We start from the raw sequence: 15,242 nt of genomic DNA, 5'->3' as shown, positions 1-15,242 counted from the left end.
GTCGCGATCTGCGGCGCCTGGGCTACCGCGCGCTTAGAAGCAAAAGCTAAAGCAACGGCACTGGCACTGGCACTGGCAAGAAGCCTGTCGAATTTCGTGCGGGAGCGGCGCTCCGGCGACGCCTTGCCTATGCGGGTTTTGATATTTCCTGCAGTACCGGCACCGGACGCTTGTCCTCGTCGATGGCAACGAAACTGAAGACGCCGTGAATCGCCCGCTCCCGGCCATCGAGGTACATGTTTTCGACGAAGACATCCACCTGCACCTGCAAGCTGGTATTGCCTACCTTGATCACCGTACCCACCAGCTCGACGATTGAGCCCGCCGGGATCGGGTGCTTGAAGTCGATGCGATCGGTGGAAACAGTCACCAACGGCAAGCGGCAGAAACGCGTGGCCGCGATGAAGGACACTTCGTCCATCCACGCCAGGGCCGTGCCACCGAACAAGGTGTTGTGATGGTTGGTGGTGTTGGGGAACACCGCCTTGGTCACGCGGGTGACCGAAAGCTCGGTGCGGCGCTGAATTTCCTGGTCTCGGGTGGTCATGGCTGTCACCTGTACGAAGTTCAAAACGCAAAAAAGCAGCCCGAAGGCTGCTTCTTTCTCGCTAGGCGACCTGGGCCGCCGGGCAAACTGTACTCAGGACAGTTTTTCCTTGATGCGAGCGGCTTTGCCGGACAGATCGCGCAGGTAGTACAGCTTGGCTTTACGCACGTCACCACGACGTTTCACGGCCAGGCTGTCGATCTGTGGGCTGAAGGTCTGGAAGGTACGCTCTACACCAACGCCGCTGGAGATCTTGCGCACGGTGAAGGCGCTGTTCAGACCACGGTTGCGCTTGGCGATAACGACGCCTTCGAACGCCTGCAGACGGGAACGCTCACCTTCCTTCACTTTAACCTGAACGACAACGGTGTCGCCGGGTGCGAAGGTCGGGATTTCCTTGCTCATCTGCTCGGCTTCGAGCTGCTGGATGATCTTGTTGGTCATGCTGTGCTCCTAAGATGGATCGTGATCCACCATCGATACGTTTAACTATCGTCCCGCTCGTGGAGGTATTCCTCGAGCAGCTTCTTCTCTTCTCCAGAAAGCGAGCGACTTTCCAGAAGATCGGCGCGTCGTTCGAAGGTCCTACCAAGGGACTGCTTCATTCTCCAACGCCGGATGTGTGCATGGTTGCCACTAAGCAACACGTCGGGAACACGCTGATCCGCATACACCTCAGGTCGGGTGTAGTGCGGGCAATCAAGCAGACCATCGGTGAAAGAGTCTTCTTCCGCCGAGTCCACATGCCCTAAAGCTCCGGGCAGCAGCCGTGTAACCGCATCGATCAGTACCATGGCCGGCAGCTCGCCACCGGAAAGCACATAGTCGCCAATCGACCACTCCTCATCGACATGAGCTTCAATGAAACGCTCGTCGATGCCTTCATAACGACCGGCGATCAGGATCAATGATTCCTGTTCGGCCAGGCCTTTGACCGCCTGCTGAGTCAGCTTGCGGCCTTGTGGCGAGAGATAGATCACCTTCGCCGCAGCTCCGGTTGCCTGCCTGGCGTTGACCAGGGCATCTTCCAGAGGCTTGATTTTCATCACCATGCCAGGACCACCGCCAAACGGCCGATCATCTACCGTATGGTGACGATCTGTGGTGTAGTCCCGCGGGTTCCAGCACGTTACCTGAAGCAACCCCTGTTTCACCGCGCGGCTGGTAATGCCGTACTCCGTGATGGCCGAAAACATCTCGGGGAACAACGTGATGACGTCTACGCGAAGGTTACCCATCGATTAGAAGTCCGCGTCCCACTCAACCCGCATCACGCCTGCATCCAGGTCGATATCGAGCACGCATTGCGCCGTATAGGGCAACAAACGCTCGCGATCATCCAGGCTGCCTGCACACGGCTTGACCACCATTACATCGTTCGCACCGGTCTCCAACAGATGATCGACCTTGCCGAACAGGTGTTCGTCCTGGTTGATGACCTTCAGACCTACCAACTGGTACCAGTAGTACTCATCGGCGGCCAGGTTGGGCAAAAGGCTCCGCGCAATGCAGATTTCGTAACCGCTCAGAAGACGGGCTTCGTCACGATCCTCGAGACCTTTCAGTTTCACGACCAGGCCCTTTTGGGAGCCACGACCGCTGACCAGCTCGACCTGCTTTACCTTGCCTTCGTGCCGAAGCGTCCAGCTTGGATAATCCAACAGGTTTTCAATCGGATCGGTAAAGGAATACACCTTCACCTCGCCGCGAACGCCGTGAACCGAAAAAATCTTGCCAACGACGATGAGGTCGTCAGCCTTTTCTGGCGTCGCGTTCATATTGCTCAGGCGGCAGCCTTGGCAGCGTCCTTCAGCAGCTGAGCAACACGCTCAGACGGCTGTGCGCCCTGGCTCAGCCAGTAGGTGACGCGCTCTTGGTTGACCGACAGCTTGACTTCGGCGCCAGCAGCGATCGGGTTGAAGAAACCTACGCGCTCAACGAAACGGCCGTCACGGGCGTTACGCGAGTTGGTCACGGTCAGGTGGTAGAAAGGGCGCTTTTTCGAGCCGCCACGGGCCAGACGAATGGTTACCATGTGAACATCGTTCCTATAGTCGGTGCTGCAGTTGGTACTGCAAATCTGAATGCCAAATAGGCACACGGGTGCCCAAAAGGCCGCATATTCTCAAGGAATACACGGACATTTGCAAATGACTTTTTCGGTCGAAGCTTGCCCGACCGTCCAGACTTGCTGCGTAAGCCGCGAAAATCGCGACCGTTGTCCCGCTTGCGCGGGGTGAGGGGCCGACACGAAGACGGCCTGCCCCGAAAACTTCACAGCTTGGGCATGCCGCCGCCCGGCAGCATGCCGCCGAGCCCTCGCATCATCTTGGCCATGCCGCCTTTGCTGGAGAACTTCTTCATCATCTTCTGCATCTGCTTGTGCTGCTTGATCAGCCGGCCGATGTCCTGCACCTGGGTACCGGAGCCTAGGGCAATGCGGCGCTTGCGCGAGCCGCTGATCAGGTCGGGATCGCGGCGCTCGGCCGGCGTCATGGAGTTGATGATCGCCTCCATCTGCTTGAACTGCTTCTCGGCAGCGCCCTGGGCATTGCCCATCTGCGACAGGTTGACGCCGCCGATGCTCGGCAGCTTGTCCATCAGCCCGCCCAGGCCGCCCATGTTCTTCATCTGCTGAAGCTGGTCACGGAAGTCTTCAAGGTCGAAGCCCTTGCCCTTCTTCAGTTTCTTGGCCAGCTTGTCGGCCTTGGCCTTGTCGATGGTCTGCTCGGCCTGCTCGATCAGGCTGAGCACGTCGCCCATGCCCAGGATGCGCGAGGCCACCCGGTCGGGGTGGAACGGCTCGAGCGCTTCGCTCTTCTCGCCCATGCCGATGAACTTGATCGGCTTGCCGGTGATGGCGCGCACCGACAGCGCCGCACCACCACGCGCATCACCATCGACCTTGGTCAGCACCACGCCGGTCAACGGCAAGGCTTCCCCGAACGCCTTGGCGGTGTTGGCGGCGTCCTGGCCGGTCATGGCATCGACCACGAACAACGTTTCGATGGGCTTGACCGCGGCGTGCAGGGCCTTGATCTCGTCCATCATGTCGGCGTCGATGTGCAGACGGCCTGCGGTATCGACGATGACCACATCGATGAACTTGAGCTTGGCTTCGCGAATGGCGGCTTCGGCGATGGCGACCGGCTTCTGGCTGATGTCGGACGGGAAGAAGGTGACGCCGATGTCGTTGGCCAGGGTCTCGAGCTGCTTGATAGCCGCGGGACGATAGACGTCGGCAGACACCACCATCACGCTCTTTTTCTTGCGCTCTTTAAGGAAGCGCGCCAGCTTGCCGGCGGTGGTGGTCTTGCCCGCACCTTGCAGGCCGGCCATCAGCACCACGGCAGGCGGGGCGGCATTGAGCGCCAGGTCCTCGTTGGCCGCCCCCATCAGGCTTTCGAGTTCGGCCTGGACGATCTTGACGAAGGCCTGGCCTGGGGTGAGGCTGCGCGACACTTCTGTGCCGACGGCACGCTCCTTCACGCTGTTGACGAAATCCTTCACCACCGGCAGGGCAACGTCGGCCTCGAGCAGGGCCATGCGCACTTCGCGCAGCGTGTCCTTGATGTTGTCTTCGGTCAGCTTGGCCTTGCCGGTGACATGGCGCAGCGTCTGTGACAGGCGGTCGGTCAGGTTTTCGAACATGATGATCCTTTCTGGCCCAGTAAAAGCCGAGGTTGTCAGGCGCCCGCGGGGAAATGCACACCCGCCAGGCACAGCAAGGCGGCGATTATAGCGAAGTGAAGCGACCGCGCACACCTTCAGTGGCACTCGCCAGTCGCGACGTGGGTTTGCCCCGTGCCTGCGCCGCCTCCGCCTTGCGCGCCCGTCAGTCTTCCTAGAGCGGCGCGGTTTATGCCAAACTCCGTCTCTTTAAGGCTCGCCCACCAGGACTTATGGTCTCCTCTCCCAGCCTCATCCCCAACCTGATTGCCGCTGCGCTCTACATCGTCGCGGCCATCTACCAGGGCTCATCCCTGGCCAAGGGCCGCAAGATCGACAAACGGCTACCCGGTCTGTTGGGCACCATTGCCGTGATCGCCCAGGGCGGTGCGCTGTTCTTCCAGCTGATCACCCCGCTTGGCCTGAGCCTGGATTTCTTCAGTGCCGCCAGCCTGATCGCCGTGGCCGTCATCGCCCTGACCTTGCTGGCATGCCTGCGCATCCCGGTGGAGAACCTGCTGGTGCTGTTGTTCCCGCTCGGTGCGGTCACTGCGCTGCTGGCCCAATTCGCGCCGCCGGGGACCGTGCCGCTGATCGATGAGGAACCGGGCATTCTTGCCCATATCCTCTTGTCGATTCTGGCCTACGGGCTGTTCACCATCGCCGTGTTCCAGTCGTTGCTGTTGCTGGTCCAGGATCATCAACTCAAGCACAAGCACCCCTCAGGCCTGATTCGAAACTTCCCGCCACTGCAAACCATGGAAAGCCTGCTGTTCGGCTTTCTCTGGGCAGGCTGGTGCCTGCTGTCCCTGTCGCTGGTGTCCGGCTGGTTGTTCCTTGACAACCTGTTCGCCCAGCACCTGGTGCACAAGACGTTGCTGGCCTGCGTGGCCTGGGTCGTGTTCAGCGTATTGTTGTGGGGGCGTACCCGCCTGGGCTGGCGGGGCCACAAGGCCATCCGCTGGACCCTGGCAGGCTTCTGCCTGCTGATGCTGGCCTATTTCGGCAGCAAGCTGGTTCGCGAATTCATCCTGCACATCTGACGGCCTTACATGAACATCCTGCCGTACGCACCTCTTCTCGGCACCTCGGCAATCGCCCTGCTGTGGTCTGCACTGCTCACCGCCATCGAGACCGCACGCCTGCACACGATGGTGTCGGGCGGCGAGAATGACAGCCCACCCAAGCTCTCGGGCCCTGCCCTGGTCCTGGGCGCCAGCCTGGGCAAATGGCTGGTGCTGGCGCTGGCCTGCCTGATCGGGCTGCGCCAAGGCGGTGACAATGGCCTGTGGCAGGCAGGCCTTGCTGCCGCTGCCGTTCTGTTGGTGTTCGCCGAGTACCTGCCGCGTCGCCTGGCCAGACGCAACCCGCACGTCTTCGTCAGCCTGGGCGCCTTGCTCAAGCCGCCACTGGTACTGCTGCAACCGCTGGCCGGTGTACTCGACGGCTGCGCCAAGCTGCTNNCTGCTGCGCCCACTGCGCAAGCAGCCCGCCGCAGTCGCCCTGCACCCCGAGCAAGCCGACGCCTTCGAGGACGACGAGCACCCGGAAACACCACGACGGGGCTTGCTCGACGGCATCCAGTCGCTGGACAAGATCACCGTCAACGACATTCTGGTGCCGCGCAACGAGGTCGATGGCATCAACCTCGACGAGCCGATCGCGCGCATCATCGAGCAACTGATCGTCAGCCGTCACACCCGTTTGCCGGTGTATCACAACGACATCAACCAGGTTGAAGCCATCCTCAACACCAAGCTGATCAGCCACTTGTTGCCGCAGGCCGAGCTGACCCTCGAAGCACTGCGCCAGGCGTGCTACGAGCCCTATTTCGTGCCCGAAAGCACGCCCTTGAACCTGCAGTTGCTCAATTTCCACAAGCAGCAGCGGCGCCTGGGCGTGGTGGTGGATGAGTACGGTGAAGTACTGGGTATCGTCACCCTGGAGGACATTCTCGAGGAAATCGTCGGCGAGTTCGAAGATGACCAGAGCCTGGGCAATCCCCATGTGCACAAGCAGCCTGACGGTACCTATGTCATCGACGGCACGGCCTCGCTGCGGGAGATCAACCGTAGCTTGGGTTGGCACCTGCCGTGCGATGGCGGACCAAAGACCCTCAACGGCCTTGTGACCGAAGCGTTGGAAAGCATCCCGGAGAGTGCGGTGTGCCTGAAAATCGGCCGCTATCGCCTGGAAATCCTTGAAACCGAAGACAATTGCGCCAGCAAGGTACTGGTATGGACGGCAACCCGATAGCTATACTCGGGCAACGCTTACCCAGCCCTGCCGTCCCGCCTGCTACCCGCACTCGGCGCTCCACGGTCAGTCCGCTTCGCTGAAACGCCCTGCGGCCCTGCTTCACCATCCTGAGCAGTGTCCGCCCGCCCCTATCCCCTTGGGCTATCGTCAGCCAGGCGAACACAACAACAATCGCGCCAGCGCCATGCGAACCGCTGTTCAGCCGGCTGCAATCGGTGTGTCCGTTGCAGGCTGACAGAGCACCATGGCGTTGCCCCAGACTGCCAGGGACCTTTGAATGACAACCAGCACCTACGCCGGCGCACCTGCCGCGCCGGTCAACTCGCCCGCGCGGGTTGCCACTGCCAGCTTCATCGGCACCGCCATCGAGTTCTACGATTTCTATGTCTACGCCACGGCAGCCGCATTGGTCATCGGGCCGGTGTTCTTCCCGTCCGGGTCCGGCACTGCCCAGATGCTGGCGGCCTTCCTGACCTTTGGCATCGCCTTTCTGGCCAGGCCACTGGGCTCAGCACTGTTCGGTCACTTCGGCGACCGTATCGGACGCAAGTCCACCCTGGTTGCCTCACTGCTATTGATGGGCGTTTCCACCACCGCCATCGGCGTTTTGCCGGGGTATGACAGCATTGGTGTGTGGGCACCGATCATCCTTTGCCTGTTGCGCTTTGGCCAAGGGCTGGGGCTGGGCGGCGAATGGGGCGGTGCGGCACTGCTGGCCACCGAAAATGCACCGCACGGTAAACGGGCGTGGTTCGGGATGTTCCCACAACTAGGCCCTTCGATCGGGTTTCTGGCAGCCAATGGCCTGTTCCTCACGTTGGCACTGACGCTTAGCGACGAACAGTTCCGCGAGTGGGGCTGGCGCATACCGTTTCTGCTCAGCGCCGCCCTGGTCCTGGTGGGGCTGTATGTGCGCCTGAAGCTGGAGGAAAGCCCGGTGTTCGCCAAGGCGGTGGCCCGCCAGGAGCGCGTGAAGCTGCCGGTGGTGGACCTGTTCGCCAAGCACTGGCGCCCGACCTTGCTCGGTGCCGCCGCCATGGTGGTGTGCTACGCACTGTTCTACATCTCCACCGTCTTTTCCTTGAGCTACGGCGTAAGCACGCTGGGCTACAGCCGTGAAACGTTCCTGGGGCTGTTGTGCTTTGCGGTGGTGTTCATGGCCTTGGCGACGCCGCTGTCGGCCTGGCTCAGCGATCGCTACGGGCGCAAGCCTGTGCTGATCGTCGGCGGCCTGCTGGCCGTGGCTTCGGGCTTCACCATGGAACCGCTGCTGACCTCGGGTTCGACCACGGGCGTGGCGCTGTTCCTGGCCATCGAGTTGTTCCTGATGGGCGTGACCTTCGCGCCGATGGGCGCCTTGCTGCCAGAGCTGTTCCCGACCCATGTGCGTTATACCGGCGCTTCGGCAGCCTATAACCTGGGCGGTATCGTGGGCGCGTCGGCAGCGCCGTTCTTCGCTCAGAAGCTGGTGAGCATGGGCGGCCTGAGTTGGGTGGGCGGGTATGTTTCAGCGGCGGCCGTGATCAGCTTGATTGCCGTGCTGTGCCTGAAGGAGACGCGCAATACCGAGCTCTAGGACGCTCAGGGTGGCCTCATAGCAGGAGCGTTGGGGCCGCCTGAGCGGCCCCAACGGCCTATCAGAACTCTACTTGCACGGCCTGGGCCGCACGGGTCGCCTTGGCGCGCGCCGCTTCGATGGATTCGTCACGGGCCAAGCAAACACCCATGCGACGAGTGCCGCTGATCTCAGGCTTGCCAAACAGGCGGATCGCGGTATCCGGCTCGCTCAGCGCAGCGCCGAGATTGGTGAAGGCGGTCTGCTTCGAGTGCCCCTGCGGAAGGATGACAGCCGAAGCACTTGGACCGAACTGGCGCACTACCGGAATCGGCAACCCGAGAATGGCGCGGGCATGCAGGGCAAACTGCGACAGGTCCTGGGAGATCAGGGTGACGAGGCCGGTGTCGTGCGGGCGTGGCGACACCTCGCTGAACCAGACCTGATCGCCCTTGACGAACAGCTCGACACCGAACAGCCCTCGCCCGCCCAGGGCATCGGTGACCGCCTTGGCAACCCGCTGCGACTCGGCCAGCGCCTTGGGGGTCATGGCCTGCGGCTGCCAGGACTCCTGGTAGTCGCCTTTTTCCTGACGGTGCCCAACCGGTTCGAGGAAGGTGGTGCCCCCGACATGACGCACGGTCAGCAGGGTGATCTCGTAATCGAAATCGATGAAGCCTTCGACGATCACCCGCCCCTTGCCGGCGCGCCCACCTTCCTGTGCGTAGGCCCAGGCGCTCTGCAGGTCGGCATCGCTGCGCAGAAGGCTCTGCCCCTTGCCGGACGAGCTCATCACAGGCTTGACCACGCAGGGGTAGCCGACATCGGCGACAGCCACCGCATAGTCTTCGTAGGTGTCGGCAAAGTGGTAGGGCGAGGTGGGCAGGTCCAGTTCTTCGGCAGCCAGACGACGAATGCCTTCACGGTTCATGGTCAGTTGCGTGGCGCGTGCAGTGGGCACCACGTTGAAGCCTTCGTTTTCCAGCTCCACCAGCGTGGCGGTGGCGATGGCTTCGATTTCCGGCACGATGTAATGCGGCTTCTCGGCCTCGATGACAGCGCGCAGCGCCACCCCATCGAGCATGTTGACCACGTGGCTGCGGTGGGCCACCTGCATGGCCGGCGCGTCGGCGTAACGGTCGACGGCGATCACTTCCACACCCAGGCGCTGGAGCTCGATCACCACTTCCTTACCCAACTCGCCACAGCCACAGAGCAGTACACGGGTCGCGGTCGGCGACAGGGGGGTTCCGATACGGGTCATTTCAGGTCCTCGAAGGCATCCGGGGCCGCGCCTGACTCGGCACCACCCGCTGAAAAAGGACCGCTATTCTACACCATCAGCCCGCCACGGCAGCCCGTCGGGCGCGAAATGCCATGGCCAGCCAGACGGCCGTGACGCCGGCGAACTTCGACCCCATGGCGGTACCGATGACCATGGGTGTGAGCGCACCGATCATGCCGAAGAAGATGAACGTATCGACCGGGATGCTCAAGGCCGAGCTCAACCACAGCCGGTCGCGCAGCGGGCGTCGGGTGACGCTGAAGACCAGCCAGTCGATCAGCTCGGAGACGAAGAACGCCGTGGCGCTGGCCAGGGCGATAGCGGGTTCGGAGGTGACGTAGGACAGCACCAGGGCCGCCAGCATGGCCACCAGTGCCCCATGCCCGAAGCGGGTCTGCACCATGTCGCGCAGGATGAAGACCAGGCCACCCCAGGCGGACCAGATGACGTCCAGGTGCGGGGCGCTGGAGAAGGCGTAGTTGATCAGCACGACACTGCTGATATAGGCAATCAGAAAGAGCATGGCGGGTAGTCTTTGGGCAAGCGGCACAGATTACCGTCGCCCGCCCTGGGAGGCAACTGCAGGACCGCTAGAGCACCAGCCCGGCTTCGGTAGCGCGCTCGTGGCAGCGCCTGAGCACCCCACGCCGCTCGTCGTTGCTCATCCGGCCCCACTGGCCGATCTCTGCAACGCTGCGCTGGCAGCCGGTACAGATATCCTGCTCATCCAGGGCACAGATATTGACGCAGGGGGACGCCACGGGGCGCTCGCTCACCTCACTCATCGTCGGGCACCAGTTCCTTTGCGTAGCGCTGGGCGTTATGGACATAGTGCGCTGCGCTGGCCTCGAGCATGCGTTTCTGTTGCTCGGTCAGCTCGCGCACCACCTTGCCGGGCGAGCCCATGACCAGAGAGCCATCGGGAATTTCCTTGCCCTCGGCAATCAGGGCATTGGCGCCGATGATGCAGTGCTTGCCAATACGCGCACCATTGAGCACGACGGCGTTGATGCCAATCAGGCTGTAGTCGCCCACCGTGCAGCCATGAAGCATGGCGTTATGCCCAACGGTCACACCTTTGCCCAGGGTCAGGGGCGAGCCCATGTCGGTATGCATCACGGTGCCGTCCTGCACGTTGCTACCTTCACCGATGTCGATCAGCTCGTTGTCGCCACGCAGCACAGCGCCGAACCAGACGCTGGCATGGGCCTGGAGACGGACATTGCCGATGAGCGTGGCGTTGGGCGCAGCCCAGCTGGTGGGATGAGTCTCGACCCGCAGGTCGCCCAGGCGATATTTCATGGTTGCTCCTCAGGCTGGGGTGCAGATGGCAGGGTGGGCCCTGCTCGTTTGTCGGTAGAACGTACAGGGGGATGGTGCAGGGAGATTCCGGCGTCGAACAACAGGTTGACCAGTTCGACGATCATGATTGCCGACAGCCCCCAGATCTTGTATTCGCCGTAGCGGTAACTGGGCACATACCAGCTGCGGCCCTGGTAATCGATGCGGTGGGTATGGTCACGTGGGTCCTGGCGAAAGAACTCCAGCGGAACAGTGAACACCGCCGCGATCTCGGCATCGTTGGGGCGGTATTCGACGAAGTCGGGAATGACGCCGACGTACGGCGTTACCTTGAGGCCATGCAGAGATATCAGGGGGCTGAGCGGGCCAAGCACCTCTACCAACCCCGGCGGCAGGCCAATTTCTTCTTCAGCCTCGCGCAGGGCGGTGAAGACCAGGTCCGGGTCTTCGGGATCGCGCCGGCCACCCGGGAATGCGACTTCGCCACCGTGGGTCGAAAGCCCCTTGGCACGCAGGGTCAGCACGAGCTCAGGTACTTCGCTGCGGGTAATGGGCAAGAGTACCGCCGCTTCCGGGAACCGCCGATCCGATTCCAGGGTTGCAGGTTGGTGGTTGCTCATTCGGCGAAGTAGCTCGTCCAGCATCGCGCTCACTCGTATCCAAGGCCTGCCCTGCATGATGCACGAAAGCCGTCAGCCACCCAACCCCTGCTGCTTGCGGCGACCGACCCGCCGCGCCAAGATAGGCCACGACAAAAGGAAGCCTCCATGAATTTCTGCAGTGCGTGCGGTCAGCCGGTCATCGAGCAGATCCCCCAGGGCGACACACGGTTGCGGTACGTCTGCCCCGTGTGCCACACCATCCACTACCAGAACCCCAACGTGGTGGCCGGTGTACTGCCTACACATGGCAGCCGAGTGCTGCTGTGCCGCCGCGCCATCGAGCCGCGCCGTGGTTTCTGGACATTGCCAGCCGGCTTCATGGAAAACGGTGAGACGCTCGACCAGGCCGCCCGTCGCGAGACCGTCGAAGAAGCCTGCGCGCGTGTAGGCTCGATGACGCTGTACCAGCTGTTCGATTTGCCGCACATCAACCAGGTGCATGTCTTCTTTCGCGCCGAGCTGGCGGACCTTGAGTTTGCCGTCGGGGTCGAGAGCCTGGAAGTAAGGCTGTTCGAGGAGCATGAGATCCCCTGGGATGCCCTGGCTTTCCGGACCGTGGCGCGGACATTAGAATGCTACTATCGCGACCGAATCGAGCAGCAGTTCCCCATAGGCCATGAATACCTGCCGCCGATGAACGTGTCGCCCACACCCCGTTAGGGTTTACGAAATGCCGCCCGGTGATGATTACCGCCGCGGGCCTTTCGCGAAGCCCGGCACAGAGCCTTCAGGATATTGCTACATGCGCTGGTTGCTTGCCCTCCTCTGCCTTGGCGTTGCCTCGATGTCCCAGGCGGCCTACACCGAAACCATCATCCGCAAACCGGTCTCGGCGGTGCAGACGGGTTCGCCTGCGCAACCGGCCGTGCAGCCTCAGGTCGACAAGGTACTGGTCATCAAGTCCGAGCGTCGCCTGCAACTGATCAGCCGCGGCGAGCCAATCAAGACCTACCGCATTTCCCTGGGCAAGCAACCGAAGGGCCCCAAGCAGCGCGAAGGCGACAAGAAAACCCCGGAAGGCTTCTACTGGCTGGACTGGCGCAAGCAGAGCGAGCGCTTCAACCTGGCCATGCACATCGACTACCCCAACGTCAGCGATGCGGCCCGGGCCAGCCAGGCAGGCGTGAAGGCCGGCAGCATGATCATGATCCACGGCACGCCGATCAATGACGAATACCCCGAGTGGTATTTCCATACGCTGGACTGGACAGACGGCTGTATCGCCATGCGTAACCGCGACATGCAAGAAGTCTGGAGCCTGGTGCGCGATGGCACGATGATCGAGATTCGGCCCTGATTTAGCGCAATTCATCTGTTTTTGCAGGAAAGACCCACCTATTTGCTGGAACCTGCCTGACAGTGTCTTAGGCACGGGACGGCATCCAAGTGAATGCAGCGGCTTAAAGCATCCACGCAATCGGGTACGAGGCCCGTACCGCATCGCATGCCGTGCAAGGGGCGTTGCCCAGATCAACGCGCTGCTCTAGGTCACCACCGAAGGCTGCCCAGGGCTGAAACGCGGTGGATCCTGGGCTGATCCGCACCAGTAGGCATAACCGCTCTGAGCAGTGGGCATCGAGCCTGGGCGCCAGGCGCCACTTAGCAACCTTGCGAGGGCGCCCTTCTTCGAGGCTCCTGCCAGATACACCACAGGGTTGCAACGTCCGTTCATGGTTCTGCAAACGAAATATCACAATTGCCCACTAGAGTGCGGTCTGGATCAATTCTGCAACCCAAGGACATGTGATGAGTCGTGATACCGGCGACAACCTGGACCGAAACCCCGGCACCAACACGGCCATGGCCACTGTCATGGACATTTACCTGAGCCGACGCAGTGTGATGCGCGGCGGTCTGGCCGCCGCCGTCACCTTGATCGCCGGCACCGGCTTGGGCGGTTGTGTCAATGGGGCTGAGATTCGCAGGCCTGCCGGCCCTGGTGTGTCGGCCAGCGGTAACGCTGCCAGGTCAGGGCTGACGCTGGGCTTCGACTCGATCCCCGGGTCACGCACCGATGCGTGCACCATTGCCAAGGGCTATCGTGCACGCGTCCTGGCCCCCTGGGGAACACCACTCAACCGGAAAGCCGCGCCCTGGAAGCCTGACGGCAGCAATACCGCTGTCGACCAGGCCAACGCCATGGGCATGCACCATGACGGCATGCATTTCTTCCCCATCGATGGCAGCTCGGATGATGGCCTGTTAGCCATTAACTTCGAGTACATCGACCCTGCAGCTTTGCACCCGGCCGGCCCCACCAGGGCAGCTAACGGCAAGCGGCCGCCAGAAGAAGTTCGCAAGGAAATCAACGCACATGGCGCTGGCGTGGTACGCCTGCGCAACGTGCATGGCCACTGGCAGGTGGTGGAGAACGATCCACTGAACCGGCGTTTCACCACCGCCTCGCCCATGCACATCAGCGGCCCGCTGCGCGGCACCGCTCATGTCAAGACCCCATACTCCACTGCCGGCACCCACTGCCGTGGCACCAACAACAACTGTGGCAATGGCTACACGCCTTGGGGCACCTACCTCACCTGCGAAGAGAACTGGCCAGGCATTTTCGTCAACCACGGTACGTGCCCGGAGGATCAGCGCCGCTTGGGCGTGGCCACCTCCAGCAGCCAGTACCAGTGGGAAAGCGCCGCGGGTGATAGCGGTGAAGACGCTGGCGAGTTTGCCAGATTCGATGTAACGGCCAAAGGCACCAGTGCACTGGAGGATTACCGCAACGAAGCCAGTACTTACGGCTACATCGTCGAAATCGACCCGTATGACCGCACCACCCTGGCCACCAAGCGCACGGCGCTGGGTCGCTTTCGTCACGAAGGCTGTGCACCGGGCGTGCCAGTCGCTGGCAAGCCTCTGGTCTGGTACATGGGTGACGATTCGAACAACGAATACCTTTACAAGTGGGTGTCGCAGGCACCGTGGGACCCCGCCGACGCTCAGGCTGCCAACCGCCTGACCACAGGGGCCAAGTACCTCGACCACGGCACGCTGTACGTGGCTCGCTTCGAGGCCGATGGCACGGGGGTATGGTTACCGCTGGACGTGCTTACCCCTACCACCGAGGGTGGCACGCTGGGTGCGCGCTTTGGTGACCTGCCGGGCATCTTGCTCAATACCCGTGGCGCTGCCGACGCCGTGGGCGCTACGCCGATGGATCGGCCGGAGTGGACCACTGTCAATCCGCTCAACGGCGATGTGTACCTCACACTGACCAATAACAGTACGCGCACGCCGGACAAGGTCGACGCGGTCAATCCACGCGGGCCCAACCGTCATGGCCATATCATTCGCTGGCATGACAGCGACGATCACCTGCGCTTGACCTGGGACATCTTCGTGTTTGGCGCCAATGCGGGCGGTGGGGCCGAGATCAACCGTTCTGGACTGACGGAACTCAACCAGTTCGCCAGCCCTGACGGGATGCGATTCGATAGTCGCGGGGTGCTGTGGTTCGAGACGGACAACAGTGAGTCGACGGTCAGTGACTACACCAACGACCAGCTGTTGGCGGTGATTCCAGGTCTGCTGGTGGATGCGGCGGGGCGGCAGGTGCCGGTCAATGGGCAGAACCAAGGGGGGTTGCGGCGGTTTTTCGTGGGGCCCAACGGGTGTGAGGTGACGGGGATTGCGTTTACGCCGGATAACAGGACGTTGTTTGTCAATATTCAGCATCCGGGGAATTGGCCAGTTTCGGAGGATGCTACCGAGGGGGCTGTTGGGGGGAAGCGGGTTAGGCCGCGGTCTTCCACGGTGGTGATTCAGCGGGAGGATGGGGGGGAGATTGGGACGGTTTGATTGGGTTCTGGGGGGGCTACGCAGGTTATTCAACCTTAAGTTTCAAGTTCCAGATTCTATAGTCCATGTTTTATGTTTTATGTGAGATAGGAATTTTGGCGGGGGCGCTTGTATCGATTAGATATTCAGTGGCGGGGGTGGCGCACAGTCACCTTT

Annotated in this window: 16 protein-coding genes and 1 pseudogene; 6 read left to right on the top strand and 11 right to left on the bottom strand. The window is 61.9% G+C overall.

Going from position 1 to position 15,242, the window contains the following annotated elements:
• Nucleotides 1-127: 127 nt before the first annotated feature.
• The 6 genes from B2S33_RS20415 to ffh form a co-directional block, all read right to left on the bottom strand.
• Nucleotides 128-547, bottom strand: coding sequence for an acyl-CoA thioesterase (locus B2S33_RS20415; RefSeq protein ID WP_027913821.1), 420 nt, complete (start codon nt 545-547; stop codon nt 128-130).
• 93 nt (nt 548-640) lie between these two features.
• Nucleotides 641-991 carry a 50S ribosomal protein L19 gene (gene rplS / locus B2S33_RS20410; protein ID WP_023533640.1) on the bottom strand — a complete coding sequence of 117 codons (351 nt, stop codon included), beginning with the start codon at nt 989-991 and terminating at the stop codon, nt 641-643.
• 41 nt (nt 992-1,032) lie between these two features.
• A complete protein-coding gene (gene trmD / locus B2S33_RS20405) occupies nt 1,033-1,785 on the bottom strand; it encodes a tRNA (guanosine(37)-N1)-methyltransferase TrmD (protein WP_023533658.1) in 753 nt (250 codons plus the stop codon).
• Between the two features lie 3 nt (nt 1,786-1,788).
• Nucleotides 1,789-2,325, bottom strand: a complete 537-nt coding sequence (rimM, locus tag B2S33_RS20400) for a ribosome maturation factor RimM (RefSeq protein WP_027913820.1) — start codon at nt 2,323-2,325, stop codon at nt 1,789-1,791.
• A 5-nt stretch (nt 2,326-2,330) separates the two neighbouring features.
• Nucleotides 2,331-2,582: a 30S ribosomal protein S16 gene (gene rpsP / locus B2S33_RS20395; protein ID WP_023533649.1), complete on the bottom strand. Its 252-nt coding sequence runs from the start codon at nt 2,580-2,582 to the stop codon at nt 2,331-2,333.
• Between the two features lie 239 nt (nt 2,583-2,821).
• Complete coding sequence (gene ffh / locus B2S33_RS20390) at nt 2,822-4,198, bottom strand: signal recognition particle protein (protein ID WP_023533651.1); 1,377 nt, start codon at nt 4,196-4,198, stop codon at nt 2,822-2,824.
• A 251-nt stretch (nt 4,199-4,449) separates the two neighbouring features.
• Between ffh and B2S33_RS20385 the strand changes: the two genes are divergently transcribed.
• From B2S33_RS20385 to B2S33_RS20375, 3 genes and pseudogenes are all read left to right on the top strand, one after another.
• Nucleotides 4,450-5,259 (top strand): cytochrome C assembly family protein, encoded by an 810-nt coding sequence (locus B2S33_RS20385; RefSeq protein ID WP_027913819.1) that lies wholly within the window; start codon nt 4,450-4,452, stop codon nt 5,257-5,259.
• Nucleotides 5,260-5,268: 9 nt separating this feature from the next.
• Nucleotides 5,269-6,472: pseudogene (locus B2S33_RS20380) on the top strand (transporter associated domain-containing protein).
• Nucleotides 6,473-6,752: 280 nt separating this feature from the next.
• Nucleotides 6,753-8,051, top strand: coding sequence for an MFS transporter (locus tag B2S33_RS20375; RefSeq protein ID WP_027913817.1), 1,299 nt, complete (start codon nt 6,753-6,755; stop codon nt 8,049-8,051).
• 61 nt (nt 8,052-8,112) lie between these two features.
• Here the strand turns inward: B2S33_RS20375 and purT are convergent, their stop codons facing one another.
• The 5 genes from purT to B2S33_RS20350 form a co-directional block, all read right to left on the bottom strand.
• Complete coding sequence (gene purT, locus B2S33_RS20370) at nt 8,113-9,294, bottom strand: formate-dependent phosphoribosylglycinamide formyltransferase (RefSeq protein ID WP_028686921.1); 1,182 nt, start codon at nt 9,292-9,294, stop codon at nt 8,113-8,115.
• A gap of 76 nt (nt 9,295-9,370) precedes the next feature.
• Nucleotides 9,371-9,838 carry a VUT family protein gene (locus B2S33_RS20365; protein WP_280078351.1) on the bottom strand — a complete coding sequence of 156 codons (468 nt, stop codon included), beginning with the start codon at nt 9,836-9,838 and terminating at the stop codon, nt 9,371-9,373.
• Between the two features lie 67 nt (nt 9,839-9,905).
• A complete protein-coding gene (locus tag B2S33_RS20360; RefSeq protein ID WP_371920335.1) occupies nt 9,906-10,091 on the bottom strand; it encodes a DUF1289 domain-containing protein in 186 nt (61 codons plus the stop codon).
• 1 nt (nt 10,092) lies between these two features.
• Nucleotides 10,093-10,617, bottom strand: a complete 525-nt coding sequence (locus B2S33_RS20355) for a gamma carbonic anhydrase family protein (protein WP_023533654.1) — start codon at nt 10,615-10,617, stop codon at nt 10,093-10,095.
• On the bottom strand, nt 10,614-11,270 hold the full coding sequence (locus B2S33_RS20350) for a CoA pyrophosphatase (RefSeq protein WP_280078349.1): 657 nt from the start codon (nt 11,268-11,270) through the stop codon (nt 10,614-10,616). Before B2S33_RS20350 ends, B2S33_RS20355 begins: the two co-directional genes overlap by 4 nt.
• Nucleotides 11,271-11,384: 114 nt before the next feature.
• On the opposite strand from B2S33_RS20350, the gene B2S33_RS20345 reads away from it, so the two are divergent.
• The 3 genes from B2S33_RS20345 (at nt 11,385) to B2S33_RS20335 (ending at nt 15,086) form a co-directional block, all read left to right on the top strand.
• Nucleotides 11,385-11,939 carry an NUDIX hydrolase gene (locus B2S33_RS20345; protein ID WP_196133391.1) on the top strand — a complete coding sequence of 185 codons (555 nt, stop codon included), beginning with the start codon at nt 11,385-11,387 and terminating at the stop codon, nt 11,937-11,939.
• An 82-nt stretch (nt 11,940-12,021) separates the two neighbouring features.
• Nucleotides 12,022-12,576, top strand: a complete 555-nt coding sequence (locus B2S33_RS20340) for a L,D-transpeptidase family protein (RefSeq protein WP_023533642.1) — start codon at nt 12,022-12,024, stop codon at nt 12,574-12,576.
• Between the two features lie 449 nt (nt 12,577-13,025).
• On the top strand, nt 13,026-15,086 hold the full coding sequence (locus B2S33_RS20335; RefSeq protein WP_242809801.1) for a PhoX family protein: 2,061 nt from the start codon (nt 13,026-13,028) through the stop codon (nt 15,084-15,086).
• The last annotated feature ends 156 nt before the right edge of the window (nt 15,087-15,242 follow it).

The sequence above is a fragment of the Pseudomonas sp. UBA5568 genome, assembly GCF_002425525.1.
In the GTDB taxonomy this organism is placed as follows: Bacteria; Pseudomonadota; Gammaproteobacteria; order Pseudomonadales; family Pseudomonadaceae; genus Aquipseudomonas; species Aquipseudomonas fulva.
The sequence above is the reverse complement of the archived record's forward strand: the minus strand, read 5'-3'. Positions and strand labels throughout refer to the sequence as shown.

Bases quoted from the DNA above. Each gene is read 5' to 3' on its own strand.
- B2S33_RS20415 (WP_027913821.1), bottom strand. From the start codon at position 547: ATGACCACCCGAGACCAGGAAATTCAGCGCCGCACCGAGCTTTCGGTC.
- rplS (WP_023533640.1), bottom strand. From the start codon at position 991: ATGACCAACAAGATCATCCAGCAGCTCGAAGCCGAGCAGATGAGCAAG.
- trmD (WP_023533658.1), bottom strand. From the start codon at position 1,785: ATGGGTAACCTTCGCGTAGACGTCATCACGTTGTTCCCCGAGATGTTT.
- rimM (WP_027913820.1), bottom strand. From the start codon at position 2,325: ATGAACGCGACGCCAGAAAAGGCTGACGACCTCATCGTCGTTGGCAAG.
- rpsP (WP_023533649.1), bottom strand. From the start codon at position 2,582: ATGGTAACCATTCGTCTGGCCCGTGGCGGCTCGAAAAAGCGCCCTTTC.
- ffh (WP_023533651.1), bottom strand. From the start codon at position 4,198: ATGTTCGAAAACCTGACCGACCGCCTGTCACAGACGCTGCGCCATGTC.
- B2S33_RS20385 (WP_027913819.1), top strand. From the start codon at position 4,450: ATGGTCTCCTCTCCCAGCCTCATCCCCAACCTGATTGCCGCTGCGCTC.
- B2S33_RS20375 (WP_027913817.1), top strand. From the start codon at position 6,753: ATGACAACCAGCACCTACGCCGGCGCACCTGCCGCGCCGGTCAACTCG.
- purT (WP_028686921.1), bottom strand. From the start codon at position 9,294: ATGACCCGTATCGGAACCCCCCTGTCGCCGACCGCGACCCGTGTACTG.
- B2S33_RS20365 (WP_280078351.1), bottom strand. From the start codon at position 9,838: ATGCTCTTTCTGATTGCCTATATCAGCAGTGTCGTGCTGATCAACTAC.
- B2S33_RS20355 (WP_023533654.1), bottom strand. From the start codon at position 10,617: ATGAAATATCGCCTGGGCGACCTGCGGGTCGAGACTCATCCCACCAGC.
- B2S33_RS20345 (WP_196133391.1), top strand. From the start codon at position 11,385: ATGAATTTCTGCAGTGCGTGCGGTCAGCCGGTCATCGAGCAGATCCCC.
- B2S33_RS20340 (WP_023533642.1), top strand. From the start codon at position 12,022: ATGCGCTGGTTGCTTGCCCTCCTCTGCCTTGGCGTTGCCTCGATGTCC.
- B2S33_RS20335 (WP_242809801.1), top strand. From the start codon at position 13,026: ATGAGTCGTGATACCGGCGACAACCTGGACCGAAACCCCGGCACCAAC.